This window comes from Methylobacterium sp. FW102-HT35C08 (assembly GCF_058790235.1).
Genome location: NZ_JBYTCL010000002.1, coordinates 3,554,346 through 3,570,266 on the forward strand (window position 1 = coordinate 3,554,346; position 15,921 = coordinate 3,570,266).

16 protein-coding genes and 1 pseudogene are annotated in these 15,921 nt (G+C 66.3%); 6 read left to right on the top strand and 11 right to left on the bottom strand.

Going from position 1 to position 15,921, the window contains the following annotated elements:
• The first annotated feature begins 266 nt into the window (after positions 1 to 266).
• Positions 267 to 467, top strand: a complete 201-nt coding sequence (locus tag AC3WSN_RS16940) for a hypothetical protein (RefSeq protein WP_192711645.1) — start codon at positions 267 to 269, stop codon at positions 465 to 467.
• Between the two features lie 523 nt (positions 468 to 990).
• Here AC3WSN_RS16940 and AC3WSN_RS16945 read toward each other — a convergent pair.
• Complete coding sequence (locus tag AC3WSN_RS16945; protein WP_492539486.1) at positions 991 to 1,173, bottom strand: hypothetical protein; 183 nt, start codon at positions 1,171 to 1,173, stop codon at positions 991 to 993.
• A 264-nt stretch (positions 1,174 to 1,437) separates the two neighbouring features.
• Between AC3WSN_RS16945 and AC3WSN_RS16950 the strand changes: the two genes are divergently transcribed.
• Positions 1,438 to 1,677 carry a DUF6894 family protein gene (locus AC3WSN_RS16950; protein ID WP_492539487.1) on the top strand — a complete coding sequence of 80 codons (240 nt, stop codon included), beginning with the start codon at positions 1,438 to 1,440 and terminating at the stop codon, positions 1,675 to 1,677.
• Positions 1,678 to 1,723: 46 nt separating this feature from the next.
• Here AC3WSN_RS16950 and AC3WSN_RS16955 read toward each other — a convergent pair whose 3' ends face one another.
• From AC3WSN_RS16955 to AC3WSN_RS16965, 3 genes are all read right to left on the bottom strand, one after another.
• Positions 1,724 to 2,128 (bottom strand): helix-turn-helix domain-containing protein, encoded by a 405-nt coding sequence (locus tag AC3WSN_RS16955; RefSeq protein ID WP_492539489.1) that lies wholly within the window; start codon positions 2,126 to 2,128, stop codon positions 1,724 to 1,726.
• A gap of 541 nt (positions 2,129 to 2,669) precedes the next feature.
• Entirely contained in the window at positions 2,670 to 3,710 is a 1,041-nt protein-coding gene (locus AC3WSN_RS16960) for an SDR family oxidoreductase (RefSeq protein ID WP_492539491.1), read from the bottom strand.
• A gap of 47 nt (positions 3,711 to 3,757) precedes the next feature.
• Positions 3,758 to 4,522, bottom strand: a complete 765-nt coding sequence (locus tag AC3WSN_RS16965) for an SDR family oxidoreductase (protein WP_492539493.1) — start codon at positions 4,520 to 4,522, stop codon at positions 3,758 to 3,760.
• A gap of 98 nt (positions 4,523 to 4,620) precedes the next feature.
• Here AC3WSN_RS16965 and AC3WSN_RS16970 point away from each other — a divergent pair, with 98 nt between their 5' ends.
• Together AC3WSN_RS16970 and AC3WSN_RS16975 are read left to right on the top strand one after the other, a co-directional pair.
• Complete coding sequence (locus AC3WSN_RS16970) at positions 4,621 to 5,517, top strand: LysR family transcriptional regulator (protein WP_492539495.1); 897 nt, start codon at positions 4,621 to 4,623, stop codon at positions 5,515 to 5,517.
• A gap of 324 nt (positions 5,518 to 5,841) precedes the next feature.
• On the top strand, positions 5,842 to 7,032 hold the full coding sequence (locus tag AC3WSN_RS16975) for an IS701 family transposase (protein ID WP_492539497.1): 1,191 nt from the start codon (positions 5,842 to 5,844) through the stop codon (positions 7,030 to 7,032).
• A 386-nt stretch (positions 7,033 to 7,418) separates the two neighbouring features.
• Here the strand turns inward: AC3WSN_RS16975 and AC3WSN_RS16980 are convergent, their stop codons facing one another.
• Complete coding sequence (locus AC3WSN_RS16980) at positions 7,419 to 8,231, bottom strand: alpha/beta hydrolase (protein WP_492539499.1); 813 nt, start codon at positions 8,229 to 8,231, stop codon at positions 7,419 to 7,421.
• An 813-nt stretch (positions 8,232 to 9,044) separates the two neighbouring features.
• Here AC3WSN_RS16980 and AC3WSN_RS16985 point away from each other — a divergent pair.
• Positions 9,045 to 10,223, top strand: a pseudogene (locus AC3WSN_RS16985) (zinc-dependent alcohol dehydrogenase).
• 76 nt (positions 10,224 to 10,299) lie between these two features.
• The gene (locus AC3WSN_RS16990; protein WP_492539501.1) at positions 10,300 to 10,770 is read left to right on the top strand and encodes a cupin domain-containing protein; all 471 of its coding nucleotides are present in this window, start codon (positions 10,300 to 10,302) and stop codon (positions 10,768 to 10,770) included.
• Between the two features lie 485 nt (positions 10,771 to 11,255).
• Here the strand turns inward: AC3WSN_RS16990 and AC3WSN_RS16995 are convergent, their stop codons facing one another.
• From AC3WSN_RS16995 to AC3WSN_RS17020, 6 genes are all read right to left on the bottom strand, one after another.
• On the bottom strand, positions 11,256 to 11,540 hold the full coding sequence (locus tag AC3WSN_RS16995) for a hypothetical protein (RefSeq protein WP_192710956.1): 285 nt from the start codon (positions 11,538 to 11,540) through the stop codon (positions 11,256 to 11,258).
• A gap of 52 nt (positions 11,541 to 11,592) precedes the next feature.
• The gene (locus AC3WSN_RS17000) at positions 11,593 to 11,946 is read right to left on the bottom strand and encodes a hypothetical protein (protein ID WP_492539503.1); all 354 of its coding nucleotides are present in this window, start codon (positions 11,944 to 11,946) and stop codon (positions 11,593 to 11,595) included.
• 300 nt (positions 11,947 to 12,246) lie between these two features.
• A complete protein-coding gene (locus AC3WSN_RS17005; protein ID WP_492539505.1) occupies positions 12,247 to 13,530 on the bottom strand; it encodes a cation:proton antiporter in 1,284 nt (427 codons plus the stop codon).
• A gap of 153 nt (positions 13,531 to 13,683) precedes the next feature.
• Positions 13,684 to 14,061 (bottom strand): acyl-CoA thioesterase, encoded by a 378-nt coding sequence (locus AC3WSN_RS17010; RefSeq protein WP_243907806.1) that lies wholly within the window; start codon positions 14,059 to 14,061, stop codon positions 13,684 to 13,686.
• Positions 14,062 to 14,122: 61 nt separating this feature from the next.
• Complete coding sequence (gene tal / locus AC3WSN_RS17015; RefSeq protein ID WP_492539508.1) at positions 14,123 to 15,337, bottom strand: transaldolase; 1,215 nt, start codon at positions 15,335 to 15,337, stop codon at positions 14,123 to 14,125.
• A gap of 97 nt (positions 15,338 to 15,434) precedes the next feature.
• Positions 15,435 to 15,734 carry a hypothetical protein gene (locus AC3WSN_RS17020; RefSeq protein WP_492539509.1) on the bottom strand — a complete coding sequence of 100 codons (300 nt, stop codon included), beginning with the start codon at positions 15,732 to 15,734 and terminating at the stop codon, positions 15,435 to 15,437.
• Positions 15,735 to 15,921 lie beyond the last annotated feature (187 nt).

Consider the following 15,921-nt stretch of genomic DNA (forward strand, 5'->3'; position numbering starts at 1 on the left):
CGAGCCAGAGCCCCACAGCCAGGATCACGGACGCTATGACACGGGCCAGATGATGCTTCTTGCGGGCGCGGTTGGTACGAGCGCGAACGAGCTGATCCATAAGCGTGGCGGGCGGCGACAACGCGGTCTCACGACCAAAATTCGCCGTCGGTGTCGGCATGAAATGATGATTAACTCGGCGACGTCGGACGCTCGCCCGCCCTGTGAGCAGAGCAAGGAGGCGGCTCGGCCTTGGCGCCATTGAGCACCCGTGGCATGACGCGGCCATGAGCCAGAGCGAGACGAACATCCATCCCTACTCGGTGGAGGTCATCCCTCCGAAGGAAGAAGGCGGGGCCTACAACTGGGCGATCCGCAAGCACGACAAGCTCGCCCAGCGTTCGGACCGCAGCTACCCGACCGCGGAGAAGGCTCGGGCCGCCGGCATGACCACGGTCGAGAAGCTGCTGAGCGGCTCGGATCGGTGACGCCTTCCCCCGCCCCGTGAGCAGATCGGGGCGGGGCCGAGCGGCCATAATGATGCTGTCCGCTCCTCGGTGCTGTCGCCTGCAGCGGCTCTCCTGCACACCCTGGGGGTCTTGGCATCTGGGGGTGACCCCAATCCGTCCCCGTGGCCGCAACCGGCGGCTTCGCTCGCATTCCGGACGCCGATGGTATGGTTGTTGCCACTGCGGCTCGATCGCCTCTCGAAGAGGATGCCGCTGTGCCAGCCACTACGAGCCGGGACCCGGCCGAGTACAGCACGCTAGCCGAACGCTGCTCGATAGCGATCGCCGACGCGCACTGGTTTCGGAATATGTCCAATCGAGCCCTGCGGGACGGGAAGCCCGGAGCCAAGAAGCGAGCAGCTAACGCTCGGACAGCGGCGCGGATTATCCTGGCGAGGGCCAAGCAGGACGCAGCGATGCACCGTGCGATCGTTGAGGCGGCGAGATGAGCCATCGCCTAGCGAGCGATGCCGTTAGACACCTCCGGCCCTGGCGCGGAACATCACGAACGGGTCCGCCCGGCATCAAAGCCCTTCAGCGGAACGCCGGTCCTGAAACGATTGTACTTGCGGCCAAGGGCATCGAGGTAGGCGCCCGCCATTACCTTAGCGGCGGCGCGATCCTTGTCGGCCACGACCCGCAGTAGCCGCTCTCGGAAGCAGGCGTCGGATTCTGGATTGCTCATCTCTGGCAGTCCCACGCCTGCGGATGCTTGTTCACTGTCGTATAGAGGCATGGGCTCGTCGCATAGCGCTTGAGACCGCTCAGCGGCTACCGGACGAAGCCGGGTCAGACCTGCGGGCCGCCGGTCTGGGAGTTCGCAGCCCGAGCGCGCTGAGGCGCCGGTGGCACGTGTTTCGCTCGGCGACGCTTAACTCTGTCTGAAACTGGACCGAACTATCGTCTTGGGCGTGGGTTTGCCGATGATGGAGCCAGGATGGAGGCGCGGGTGCCGCGTTACTTCTTCAACGTCCACGATGGTCGCTGCGAGATTGACACCGAGGGCACAGAACTGGCCGATCAGAACGCCGCGCGACTTATGGGTGTCCAGCTCGCTGGCGAGATCCTGAAGGACGAGGGGCATCGCCAGATGCTCGGTGATACGTGGCATCTAGATGTTCTGGATGGCGCAGACGGGGTCGTTTGCCGGGTCGATGTGAGCGTCAGCGTTCCAATCGCGGTCGGTTGAGATCAGGGAGCCGCCCGTCGAGGGCCATCGCGGCGAAGGGGCGCGGCTAGGCCTGGTCCAACTTCGGCTGGAGGCTAGCTGTTGCCTTCACGACAGCCAGGATTCCGGTCCGGGTGGTACTGTCCGTGATGCTCGTGAAGGCCATCACGAGTTCCATCACCTCCGGATCGTCGAGGAAGGGTGTCGCTCCAGAGCCGGGCCCGTCCGACTGCGGCTGACGGGCGAAGAACGTTTCGACCGGGACTTTCAGGACGTCGGCTATCGCCTGGAGTCGGCCGGCACCGACGCGGTTGCGGCCCTTCTCATATTTCTGAACCTGCTGAAAGCTAATGCCTAGGGCGTTTCCGAGAGCGGTCTGGCTCAAGCCCTGGGCTGCTCGAAGCGCGGCGATACGGCTGCCGACCGTTCGATCGGCGTCGGTCGCGAGTTTGGGCGCAATTTGGGCGGTCACGGGTGCGGTCACTCGACGTTGGCTTTCAGATCGGTATGGCTGGGGCGTTCGAAGCGTCGGCGCTCTTCAAACACGATGATGCGCAATTTAGTTGCGCACAGACGTGCAATTTTGACGTGTGTCAATCGACCGGTTCGACAGCATCACAGACGACTTCGCACCTACGCAGTCTGATCTCGGCCACGCCGAAGGGTTCGCGAGGCTTGTCAGCCGCGCTGTTCGGTCGGTCACCGGTTGACCGGCTGGCACCTTGATCTAGTGGTTCAAATCAGAGGCTTGGTACCCGCAGCGAGCGGCCGCTTCCGACCCACAGCAGTCGTTCACGCGCGGCCGTGCGGCTCCCGAAAGCGGACGTATGTCACGGGGCCGTCCTCAGCTCGATGGGAAGGGGATGCGACCAGCGCGGGGCCGGCTGGATGACTCAGGAAAGATGGTCGCCGCCGTCGCCGCGCAGTACGGTCCCAGTGATTTACGGGTTCGTCATCAGCGCGAGCGCCGCCTCCGCCAGATCTTCCCGCTGACCGTCACGCGGTGCCGGGCGTCAGAGGATCAGCTTGCGCCGGCGCATGTCGTCCAAATGCGCCAGCAGCACGTCGTCCGACCGTTCGTCCATCGCGAGACCCGCGCGTCGGGCCTTGGTCACGTCGAAGATCGCGTCCGCCTCGACGTTGAAGATGAAGTCGCCGAACGCGCCCGGGGCGAGGCGGTCGATGTCCGCTTCCGCCAGATTGTTCTTCTCGGCGAGATCGCGCCACACCGGCCGCATCGCGTGCAGCCGCTGTTCCAGCGAGATCGGCTGTGGCTCGCCCACCTCCATCCCGAACCATGCCGCGAGCCTCGGCCAGACATGCGACCAGCGGAAGATGTCGCCGTTGGTGATGTTGAAGGCGCCGTCCGCTTCCGTCTCGACCGACCAGAGCGCTGCGCGGCGCAGCACGTCCGCGCCGGTGACGTTTACCAGCGTGTCGCGATAGGCGGTTTCGGTCCCGGGGAACTGGAACGCCGTCCCCGTCGCACGGCAAAGCGTGCCGTAGACGCCGATGAGGTTGCCGAGGTTCATCGCCGATCCGAGCGAGTGGCCGATGACGATGTCCGGGCGCAGCGCCGTCCAGCGGATGCCGTCCTTCTCCAGGGACCGGGCGAAGTCTTCGTGCCGGAAATAGAGGTTGGGCGGGAAATGGCGGCTGTCGTCCTCCCGCGCCGGCGTCCTGTAGACCCCGAGCTGCGCGCCGTAGACCTTGCCGCCCTGGATGAAGGTGATCCGCTCCAGGGGCGCCCCCGAGCCGCGCAGCGCGGCAACGAGGTTCTCCAGCATCGCGGCGTTCTCGTCGGCCTCCACGCCGGGATCGGCGTTAGGCTTGAGCGCCGCGTAGAACAGGTGCGTGACGCCTCTGAGCGCGTCCGCTGCGGATTCGAGGCTCGCCGGATCGAGCAGGTCCGCCTGAATGTGGCGCCCCTTCGCCAGCGCGGTACCGTCGCGGTTGAGCGTGGTGACGTTCCAGCCCGCCCCCTCGAACGCGTCGATGGCGGTACGTCCTACGACGCCGGCGCCGCCCGCGACCAAGACATGCTTATCGGCCATGAAGTTTCACTCCTGTGATGATCGAAGATTTTCGCGAGAACGGATGATCAGGCGACCCGGCCGCCGCCGTCGACGTTCACCACCGTGCCGTTGATGAAGCCGTTCTCCAGGACGGCGAGCGCGGCATGGGCCTCGTCTTCCACTTCGCCGACGCGGCCGACCGGAAGGCCGGCGGCGATCTGTTCGAAGAAGCCGGCGCGGTCGTCCTCGCTCATGCCCGACCAAGTTGCCGAGTTCACGACGCCGGGTGAGATGACGTTCACGCGCTTGGGCTTCATCTCGATGGCGAGCGCGGCTGCGAGGCTTTCCAGCGCCATGTTCACCGCGCCGACGATGGACGAGCCCGGACCCTGGCGGTAGGCCGCGAGGCCCGAGAAGAAGAGAAGGCTGCCTTGCGGGGCGAGATGGGTCTCCGCGGCCCGGCCCAGGTTGATCGGCCCCCAGAACTTCGAGGCCAGCATCCCCTCGATCTGCGCATCGGTCAGGCCGTTGAACGGACCGAAGGCGAGGTCCGCCGCCGTCGTCACGATGTGGTCATATGGGCCATGCTCCGCGAGCGCCGCCTCGACCTGTGCCCTGTCCGTGACGTCGAGGACGTAGCAGCCTAGCACCGCACCGCCCAACGTCGCGGCGGTCGCGTTCAGCTTTCCCTGGCTGCGTCCGGCGAGCGCGATCTTGGCGCCGCGTGCGGCTGCCATCGTCGCTATCGCCCGCCCGACACCCGATCCCCCGCCGACGATGAAAACCTTCGCGTTGATGAGGGCCCCGAGCCCGTCGCCGCCGCGGGTAGCCTGAGAAGTCGTGTTCGCCATGGGTCCTGCTCCAACCTTCGCTCTGATCGGAACATAGCCATTGCTAGGGCTTGAATAATTAGTACATGCGATAAGGCATCTTTCGACTGGATCGAATGATGGATCAGTTCAATGCGCTCCGCCTCTATGTGGCCGTCGCCGAGTCCGGCAGCCTGTCGGCGGTTGCGCGCGCGCAGACGCTCTCGCCCTCGACTGTGACGCTTTCCCTACAGCGGCTTGAGGAACGGGTAGGCGCCCGCCTCGTCACGCGGACGACGCGGCGGCTGTCGCTCACACCGGAAGGGGAACGCTTTCTCTTGGACTGCCGCCGCATCCTTGCCGACCTGGACGAGGCGATGGCCGCCGTTGCCGACCAGGGACCGCTACGGGGCGACATCCGCGTGACCGCGACCAACGATCTGGGTCGCAACACCCTCGCACCCCTCCTCCACGACTTCATGGAGGCAAACTCGGGCGTGCAGGTCACGTTGATGCTGAGCGACGGGGTCATCGACCTCGTGGACGACAGCTATGACCTCGCGCTGAGAATGGGGCAGCTCCCCGACTCGGGTCTGACCGCTCGGCTCCTGATGCGCGGCTCCCGCAGAGTTTGTGCCGCCCCTTCCTATTGGCGCCGGCATGGCAATCCCGGACACCCGCGCGACCTTGCGGATCACAACTGCATGGTCCTCGCTCGACCGGGTGCGCCGCAGAGCACTTGGCAATTCCAGCAGGATGGCCGCGTATTCGGTGTCCGCGTCCAGGGCGACCGCACGGCGAACGATGGCAGTACGCTGCGCCACTGGGCCATTGCAGGTGCAGGCGTCGTCCTGAAATCCGACCTGGACATCGAAGGGGATCTGGCAGCCGGCCGGCTAGAAACCGTGCTCGACGGCTTCAGACACGGCGACGTGAACCTCTATGCGGTACACCCTGCCGGCCGCCGCCCTTCGCGTCGTGTCGCTGCGCTGATCGATTTCCTGGCAAGTCGCCTTAAAAACCGAAGACATAGCTGAAGATAATGTCGTCGCGGTTCTGACTAAATCCGTACTCTAATTCTATGCAGGTAGACGATCCGCCAGGGTTGCCGATCTCGCTACGCTACCTCTCGGCATCTGTAAAAGCGGAGCCGTCACTTCGGGAGGCGTTCAAGAATGGCTGCGTCAGGTCATGAGCGGGAGCGAAAATGACGTCCGCTTCCATGCTTCGGCGCCCCGAAGCGGGCCGGCGGAAATCCACCCTTAGCTCGACTTTGGGCATTTGCGGCGGGTTGGGTGGGCGGAGGTGACGAAGCGGGCGTGACGGATAGGCTGGTGGCGTCCCCGCCAAGAGACACCGCCATGCTGCCCCTGCCTGCCCGCTTCGCCGGGATCATCCTGGCGTTCGCGCCGCTGTTCGTCCACCGCTCCTGGCGCCATGCTCAGCTGTTGCTGATCGGCGCGATCCTCACGCCGGGGCGGCGCACGGTGACGAGCGTCCGGCGCATCATCGGCCGCGCGCAGGAGCGGCGGTTCGTGAACGTCCACTGCATCCTCAACCGGGCTGCGTGGTGCCCGCGCTTCGGCAGCCGTATCCTGCTCGGGCTCCTCGTCGATGCGTTCGCGCAACGTGGCCCGGTGGTCCTGGGACTGGACGATACGATCGAGCGCCGCCGCGGCAAGCGGATCGCGGCCAAGGGCATCTACCGCGACCCGGTCCGCTCCTCCGACAGCCATTTCGTCAAGGCGAGCGGGCTGCGCTGGATGAGCCTGATGGTGCTCGCCCCGATCCCCTGGGCGGGGCGCGTCTGGGCGCTGCCGTTTCTGACCGCGCTGGTGCCGTCCGAGCGCGCCTGCCGCGAACGAGGTCGTCGGCACAAGCCGTTGCTCGACGTCGGGCGCCAACTCGCCCTTCAGACCCGACGCTGGCTGCCGGGGCGCGACCTCGTGGTGGTGGGCGACAGCGGCTTCTCGGCCTTGCTGTTTCTCGACGCGATGCGCCGCGCCCGCATCACGGCGATCACCCGCCTGCGGCTGGATGCTGCTCTCTACGAGCCGGCCCCGCCACAGCCGCCGGGCACGATCGGACGCCCGCGGACCAAGGGCGCTCGACTACCGACGCTCGCCGCGATCCTCGCGGCCAAGGACACGCGCTGGCACGCGGTCGTGGTGCCCGGCTGGTACGGGGCGGGCGAGCGCACCCTTGAGATCGCCTCCGGGACCGCCGTGTGGCGGCACGGCGGTCTGCCGGTCGTGCCGATCCGATGGGTGCTGGTGCGCGATCCCGAGAGCCGCTTTGCACCGCAGGCCCTGCTCTGCACCGAACCGATGCGCGAGCCCGCGCAGATCGTGGGGTGGTTCGTGCGGCGCTGGACCGTCGAGGTCACCTTCCAGGAAGCGCGCGCCCATCTCGGTGTCGAGACACAGCGGCAGTGGTCGGACAAGGCCATCGCCCGCACCACGCCCTGCCTGCTCGCCCTGTTCTCGATCGTCACGCTGCTGGCCGCACGCCTCTCGGCCCGCCAACAGCGACGCGTCGCGGCCGCCGCGTAGTACCCCAAACCGCGCCCGACCTTCGCCGACGCACTGGCCGCCGTGCGCTATGCGATCTGGCGCGAGCGGACTTTGGCAACATCACCGCGCCGACGCGCCCGAACAAAACCCCGCTTCCGTTTGCCAGCGCCCTGGGCCTATGCCCTCTGCCAAGCCGCATGAGTGGCCAAAGTCGAGCTAAGCGGCCATTCCGCAACCGACCCACGATAGGCGCTTATTCAGTCGGTGCGCATCCCCGAAACGCGTCATTAAAACGACCCGCAGCCCTCGTCACCCGCTGCTCACCTGTCCGTTGTCTTCGTGTCCACCACGCGCGTGGCCAGCCCACGCGGTAGGAGCCAGTACCCGCGCAGCCACTCAGCGCCCTCTTCGGCGCTCAGCCGGGGTCAGCCACCGTGCGTTTGGAGCCACCCTGCGATCTCGCCCACCACCTCCTGTTCAATGCCGTAGTAGCCGTGAGGCGAGAGTGAACCGCAGGCTCTGTCCGAACGCTGCATGCCGCCGCTGACAGCGAGAACGCGAACGCTCGGCGAACGCGTCATGGTCGCGGCGATGCGTGGGGCCATCTCGGGCGGAGCCACGTCGCAGGCATCGTCGCGGTTGACCACGACCAACACCGGAACGCGCACGCCCCCCGGATCAGCGTCGAAGATCGTCTCGGCGCTCCGTCGTCCGGGCACGGACACGGACTCGGTCAACACCAAGCCCGCGATGAGGCCCGACCGGGCGTGCGCAGCCCCGTTCATTGCCGCTATGGTCCCCTGGCTAGTGCCAACCAAGAAGACGGGCGCAGGGGCCTGATCTCGGGCGTAGGCCGCCAGATCGTTCACTAGCCGACCGTAGGCCGGGGAGCTTCGCACGCCCCGCAGGTTCGCCTGATCGACCGTGTCGGGGATGAGTACGGCGTAACCCCTCGCTACCCAGTTCGCTCGCGTGCGGACGACGAAATTGTCCTCGCGGCGCAGGTCGCCGTCGCGCCGAACGCCGATGTCGCCGGAGCCGCCTGGCAGCATGACGAGCGTTGCCCGAGGGTGAGGCGGCGCGTCGTAGAGGACGCGCTGGTCCACGCCGTCCCCGAACGGGAGATCCACCACACGTTCGCCCGCAACGAGGGCCTGCCTAGCCGGTCCGGTCTGGGCGATGGCTGGGGCGCCGAGCAGGTTGATGGCGAGGAGCGAGAGGATGAATCTACCCAGCATCACAGATCCCCTAGACAGACCGACAGGAATGCCCTGATCGATGCATAAAGACTGCACCTGCATTCCTGCAAGTTGTCTGAACAGAATGGTTGAGGGCATCAATTTACAGTGATGTTACCAACTACAACATTCGTCGTTCGAGAGAGGGGCCTCCTCGCTGTTTTGCGGATCGGTCTCGGACCGTCGCTCGCGCCATCGGGCTTCTCCGTCTTGCCAATCTTCAAGCACTCTCGCTCGACTGCAGTACGTGGCGGGTAGCCCAACCACCAACTCGCAAGCTTTCGAAGTTCAAAATGAGTGGCAAGTGGCCTCAAGGGCGGCGTCTGCTTTTTACATTTCGCGCTCAGAAGCAGACCGTCACAAAACCACCCATCTGGGACATTCGGACGAGCGGGGCGTCGCGGCAGATGCTGGCCGTAAGCGGAATGGCTGCTTCGGAGTTTAGGCGGTAGGTAACCGGACCTCGACCCCGCGGCTTTGAGCGTTCGGTTAGACGCAAACGGCACCTCTCCGATCGGTCAAGCTACCTTGCTTATGGCAACGCCGAACTCGCCGTGAACCCGGCGATCAAGATCACCAACATCATCGCCCCACTGCTACTCGTCGTAGTGGTGGCTGGTGGGTGACCGGGCGTGGACCGAGCAAAGCCTCCACGCCGGCCTACTTGCTGCGGCATCACTCCCCGTTCGAGGCAACCTAATTCCGGGGGCGGAGGATCATCCGCGCTTCCGAAGCGATTGATCCTGGACTGGCGTCGACCGGTGGAAGGCTCTTCCATCCAGTGGTTCGGCGCCACTGGAGAAAATGACACGCATGAAGGCGCTGACTTGGCAAAGCAGGGGCAAGATCTCCTGCGAGACCGTTCCCGACCCGAAGGTCGAACATGGCCGTGACGTCATCATCAAGGTGACTGCCTGCGCGATCTGCGGATCCGACCTCCACCTCATGGGCGGGTTCATGCCGACGATGGAGTGTGGCGACGTCCTTGGGCACGAGACGATGGGCGAGGTCATCGAGGTCGGGCGCGACAACCGGAAGCTCAAGGTCGGCGACCGCATCGTGGTGCCCTTCACCATCTGCTGCGGCGAGTGCCGGCAGTGCAAGTGGGGCAACTGGAGTTGCTGCGAGCGCACCAACCCGAACGGCAAGCTCCAGGCCGAGACCTACGGCTACCCCCTGGCCGGCCTGTTCGGCTTCTCGCACATCACCGGGGGGTTCGCCGGCGGCCAGGCCGAGTACCTGCGGGTGCCCTACGCCGACGTCGGCCCCATCGTGGTCCCCGAGGGTCTCAGTGACGAGCAGGTTCTGTTCCTCAGCGACATCTTCCCGACGGCCTACCAGGCCGCCGAGCACTGCGACATCGGCCCGGAGGACACCGTCGCCATCTGAGGTTGCGGCCCGGTCGGCGTGCTAGCGGTGAAGTGCTGCCTGATGCTGGGCGCAAAGCGCGTCATCGCCATCGACAGCGTCCCCGAGCGCCTCGCCCTGGCCCGCGAGGCCGGCGCCGAGACCATCGACCTGTCGACCGAGAACGTCCAAGACACGCTGATGGAGATGACCCATGGCCTGGGTCCGGATTCGGTCATCGAGGCGGTCGGCATGGAGTCGCACGGGGCCGACACCACCCTCCAGAAGGTGTCCTCCGCCATCATGGAGCACACCGTCAGCCTGGAGCGTCCCTTCGCCCTGAACCAGGCAATCCTGGCCTGCCGTCCGGGCGGAAACGTCTCGATGCCGGGCGTCTTCGCGGGGCCGGTCGGTCCCGTCGCCCTCGGCGTCCTGATGAACAAGGGCCTGACCCTGAAGACCGGCCAGACCCACATGGTCCGACACATGAAGCCGCTGATGGAGCGCATCCAGAACGGCGACATCGACCCGTCCTTCATCATCAGCCACCGCTCCACCAACCTGGAGGATGGCCCGGCGCTGTACGACATGTTCCGGGACAAGAAGGACAACTGCACCAAGGTCGTGTTCAAGCCGCACGGCTGAACACCCCCGACGGGGCCGGAGCACGTGCGCCAAGCACATCCGGCCCCAGACAACAATAATAAATGGGAGACAGCCGATGCCGAACTATGCTTTCGATGAGGGAAACATCACCTGGCGGACGCTGGACTGGCTCCCGCACATCGCGTTCTTCGTCTACAAGGTCGACGAGGAGAACCGCATCGTCGACGTCGTGTTCAAGTTCGCGGCCAACCAGAAGGTGATGCTCCATCGGCACAAGTGCCCCTACGTCACCCTGGTGATGCAGGGCGAGCTTCGGTTCTACTGCGAGAACGGGGAGATGAAGGAGGTCCGTCCGACCGGAAGCTACGTCTCCGGTGCTGCCAACGGCGAGCCTCACATGGAGGGCGGCGGCGATGAGGACGCCATCGTGTTTTTTAGCAACCGCAACATCGAGGACGCGCTCTACGAGTTCCTCGACGACAGCGGAAACCCGGTGCAGGTCCTCGGCATCGTGGACTTCAAGGCACAGCTCGCCGAGCAGGTATCCTCCGGGACCTATGCCAGGGTCGAGGGAAGACCGGCCTGAGCGACTAAAACCGCTCTCCGGGCGCTGGATCGCACGTGCGAGACTCCTATCGCGCTGAGCTTATAGGAAGGCCAACTGCAGGCGAGGCCCTACGCCTGCCTGCGTTGGTCGTTGAACGGCGGCTGCACGTACTGCGTGGACGGGGTCTGCATCCTGAGACGCGGATCGGAGGCGTCGGTCTTAGGGCTGCCCTGTCGCACCGATTTCCAAAGTAAGAGCGTGTTCAACGCGCTCCTCGCGCGATGGTGTCCGAGAGCGTCGGAGGTCAGCCTCGGATCTTCCGGTGCCTGCGGCCATACGGATGCTCCCGAGGCTTCCTGCCGACCCCCGGCGGCCGTTACGCCTGGAGGCCCTCAGGTCGTAGGTCCGCCGTCGCCGAGATCCCGATGTCGGACCTGGCTGGATCTGCCCGTCCGGTTCAGAGTGCACGGCGCCGGCTTGACGGCGGTGCGTCGGGATCAAGACCGCCACGGAAGCCTGGCGGATCACCTGTGGGCTTCAAGCGAGGCCACCGCGTCGCCGTTCCAGACGATGCCGAACCCGGCATCCGCGACGGCCTCGGTGGCGACCGCCTTCCAGTCCGAGAGCGGGCGGTCTTCCGCCCGGGCGAAGACGCGCTCGCAGATCTGGCTGACGCTGCCGACCGAGGCGGCGCCGCGCTCGGCCCAGTGCCGGTTCAGGGGGATCAGGGCGGCATCGTAAAGCCGTGCCCGCTCGTTCATGGCTAGAAGATCCAGCCGCATGTCATCGATCTCGGCAGGTCCGATCATGTCCGGGCTTCCCTATGCTGGTGTCGGCAGGTCCATGCGTCTGAACGCGTGCCTATGGCAGGGCGCCGATCATGCCCTTGGCCTCGGTCATCGTGTTCTCGCAGGCGCGCTGGTCTCCACGCCGGTCCTTCTCGCCCGCCCGCAGGATCAGGGTCCGCGCGCCGACGACATGGTCGGCCGTCGAGACCGTAGCGGGGTCGCTGGGCGTGTCTTTGCGGGCGGCGGTCACCCCGCGCGGCGAGCCCGTCCGCAACGAGTGCCCGGCCTGCAGGCCAGCGACCTGCACCGCACCTGCACTGTCGAGGCGGCGCTCGATGGTGCCGATCTGCTCGGCGCAGGAGGACGCCAGGGCCGGAAGCGGCGAGATTGTGAGGCCGAGGGTTGCCAGGAGGGGTGCGAAGCGCATCGGGGTGCTTTCGGTGGGTGGCAGCATCGCAGTTGCGCTCGACGAGCGATTAACTCGATGCCGTCCCTCACGCGGCACTGCGAGGGTAGCGTCGGTACAACGGCGAAGAACGCGTGTTGTTGCACTGCAATATCAGACGCGGGACTAGATTGCGTTTTGGCGTGGCGCCGAGCCGGACGACCCGTCGGCGAGCCCGGTTCGCTGTCGACTGGTTCACCCGGTCCATCGGCATTCGGCAGTATGCCGTTGATCGACCATTAATGAGGGGGGCACGAGGAAACGGCCTTTTGCCACGCGCGGTCAGGCCGTGGGACGGGGAAGGGTCAGGTCCAGCTGGGCGCTTTCCGTGTCCCGTCCCATCCTGCGGTCGAGGGCGCGCAGCACCGGCGTAACCGTGACGCCGTGTAGGAGGATGGAGATCAGGACGGTGAGGCCGGCCGTCGACCACAGAAGATCCGTTCCCTCGAAGGACGCGTGACCCGTCGCGAACGCCAAGTAGTAGACCGTCCCCAGCCCGCGGATGCCGAAGAAGCTGACGACGGCACGGTCCTCCGAGGACCGACCGCTACCGATCAGGCCGATCCAGCAGCTAAGGGGCCGGACGATCAGGAGGGCGACCAGCGCGAAGGCGACGGCGGGCCAAGTCAGGTCGTATAGCAGTCCTCCGCCGATGAGCACCGCCCCGAACCCGACGAGCAGAACCATCATCAGGAGACGTTCGAGCTCCTCGGCGTAGTCATGCATCTTGCGATGGTAGTCATGCCCGCGGCTGGAAGAGCGCAGCGCGACGGCCGACGCGAACACGCCAACGAAGCCGTAGCCGTCGACGACCTGGACGCATCCGTAGGCGATGCAGGTCACGCCGAGCGCCACGAAGCCGTCGCCGGTGCGGGAGAGCTTCGACAGGTTGGGCAGGTGGAACATCAGCCATCCCAGCGCCCGCCCTATCGCCGCCCCGAGGATGGCGCCGACGGCGATCTTCCAGACCACGTCGACGGCAAGCCAGTGAGACCACGAAAGACCGGTCAGGCCGCCGGTACCAGCCAGAGCGATGGCGAAGTTCACGAACGGGAAGGCGAGACCGTCATTGAGACCCGCCTCGGAGGTCAGGGCGAACCGCGGCTCGTCCTCGTGGTCCTCGTCGGGGTGGCCGACCTGGACATCGGATGCCAGAACCGGGTCCGTCGGGGCCAGGGACGACCCTAGGAGAAGGGCCGAGGCAAGACCGAGCCCGAGAAGGGCCGACCCCAGCGCGGTCAGCGCGAGAATGGTCAGGGGCATGCCGATGCCGAGGAGGCGCCACGTCACCGACCAGCTCCGCCAACCAAAGAGGCGGTCGATCTTGAGGCCGGCCCCCATCAGCGAGATCACGACCACGGCCTCGGTGGCATGCTCGATGAGCTTGGCATGGGAGCCGGGATGGGGCGTGAGCTCACCGATGGCGGGGATGACCGACAGGGCTGCGCCGATCCCGACGCAACAGATGGGAAGCGACAGGGGCAGAGCCCGAAGCACCATCGGCAACCAAGCCGTCAGAAGCACCAGGACACCGAACCCGGCGACGACGACGACATAGGTTTCCATGTGGACTCAAGCGATTTCGGAAACCTCGGTTCAATGAATCGAAACATCCGCGACGATGGCGACGGGTCCGTGCCGGCCGAGCCGGTCGGACAAGTCCGATGGAATGCCCACGGACCGTGGATGTCGCCATGTCCAGTTCCACCGGTCCCCCTCCTACTTCCGTGGCTTTCCATCGTCGTCCAGGGCGACGTAGGTGAAGACCCCTTCGGTGACCTTCTCAGGATCGCCGCCTGTCCTATCCCTGACCCAGACCTCGACCTTCACGCCCAACGACGTCTCGCCGACCTGCTGCAGGGCGCAGTAGCAACTCACCTCGTCGCCGACCGCAATCGGCCGTAGGAAGCGCATCGCGTCGATGCTGACGGTCGCGACGCGTCCCCTGGTGCGCTGGGCGGCGAAGGTTCCGCCCGCCAGGTCCATCTGGGAAACCGTCCAGCCGCCGAAGATGGCGCCGGCCGCGTTGGTGTCGCGTGGCATGGCGATGGTGCGCAGGTGTGGGCCATCGGAGACGTTCGGGACCGTGTCGCTCATATCGTATGCCTCGCCCCTAGTTTCGGTCGGGTCGAAAAACGGACAATCGGCGTGGAAAAGTTCATGTCCGAGCGCCGTTCCCTGATCGCACCGGGGCCGCCGCGGCCGGGGCACCCTTCGGAGCGTCCTGGCCGGATGGGGGGCAGACCGCCCCCGCCGGCATGACGCAGGCGCCGGCCCGTTCGAGTTGTCCGGTGACCGAGGCGATGAGCTCGTCCGAGCTCGCCTCGAACGAGGCTACGGCCTTGGCCTCCAGGGTGGTGGCGACGTCCGCCATGTCGATGCCGAGCCGCTCCAGTTCGTCGAGGATGGCCTGGGCCGCGCCGGCGGGCGCATGGATCGTGTCCAGCCGGATACGGCCATGGTCCGCCACAGCACGAAGCGTCGGCTGCGCCATGGTGTTGACCGTCTCGGGCCCGGCGAGCTCGACGACGTAACGGGTGTCGTCGAGGGCCTTGTCCTTCACCCCGGTGGATGCCCACAAAAGGCGTTGGGGCAGTGCTCCCTTCAGGGCGTGCCAGCGCGCGGAGGCGACGCTTTCCTCCCACACCCCGTACGCGAGGCGGGCGTTGGCGGTGGCCGCCTGGCCACGGACGCGGTCGCGTTCGACCGCATTGCCTGCCCCCTCCGCCAGCCGGCGGTCCACCTCGATGTCGACGCGGCTGAGGAAGAACGAGGCGACGCTCTCCACCCCAGCGAGGCTTTCGCCGGCGGCAGCCCGACGTTCGAGTCCAGTGAGGAACGCGTCGAGCACCGCCTCGTAGCGGGCCACCGAGAAAATCAGGGTCACGTTGACCGAGATGCCCTCCGCCAGGCAGGTCGAGATGGCGGGCAGCCCGGCATCTGTCGCGGGGATCTTGATGTAGAGGTTCGGTCTGTCGACCAGCCACCACAGGCCGCGCGCCTCAGCCACAGTGCGCTCGGTATCGCCCGAGATGAGCGGATCGACCTCGATGGATACCCGGCCGTCGCGGCCGCCGGTACGGTCGTAGACCGGACGGAGGACGTCGCAGGCGGTCCGGACGTCCCAGGCGGTCAGCAGCCGAACCGTCTCGCCGATGGCGGTCCCACGCAGCGCCAGGTCGCGCACGTGGCCGTCGTAGCCCTCGCCGGCCCCGATGGCCTTGGCGAAAATGGTCGGGTTGGTGGTGATGCCGATGACACCATCGCGCTCGACCGCTTCCGCAAGGGCGCCGGACTCGATCATCGGCCGGCTGAGGTCATCCAACCAAATGGCGACGCCGGCCGCTGCGAGGTCATGGAGGGGATCGGTCATCAGTTCTATCCGTCAGGGCGGATGGGTGGGAGCCGTCCCCCGTGGGCCGGCGTCGGCCGTGCCGACGAACCTCCGTGGGTGACCGTCGGGTGCCGGTTCAGCCGCCGACGTCACCGTGGAAGGTCGCGAAGGACGACAGCACCTTCTCGGCGATGGCGTCGTCGAGCACGACGGAAACCCTGACCTTGCCGGCCAGCGCGGGTTCGCCCTCATTCCCGGCCTTCAGGTGCCCGTCCTCGACATCCGCCCGCGCCACCTCGGTCCCAGCCGTGTTCTCGTCCGAGGCAGGGCCGACCTGGACCGCATTCCGATCAAGGCCGTGATCCTGCACGATGTGCTCGACGGCCATCTCCGCATCCCGGCGGGATTTGAAATCAGCTGAGATCGTCTTGGACATGTCGCCTCCGGTTTATTGCCGATGGGTCCGGAAGGACCTCGAAAGAACATTCGGGATCGACTTCCATCGTCTTGGGCAAAGGGCCGGCGCGCGGGACCGTTCCGGTGGCGAACCGTGAATACGGACGCGAGGGTGGAATTCACAATGCAATCCGAAGCTGCATTGACCACCGCGGTTCAGATCGCAG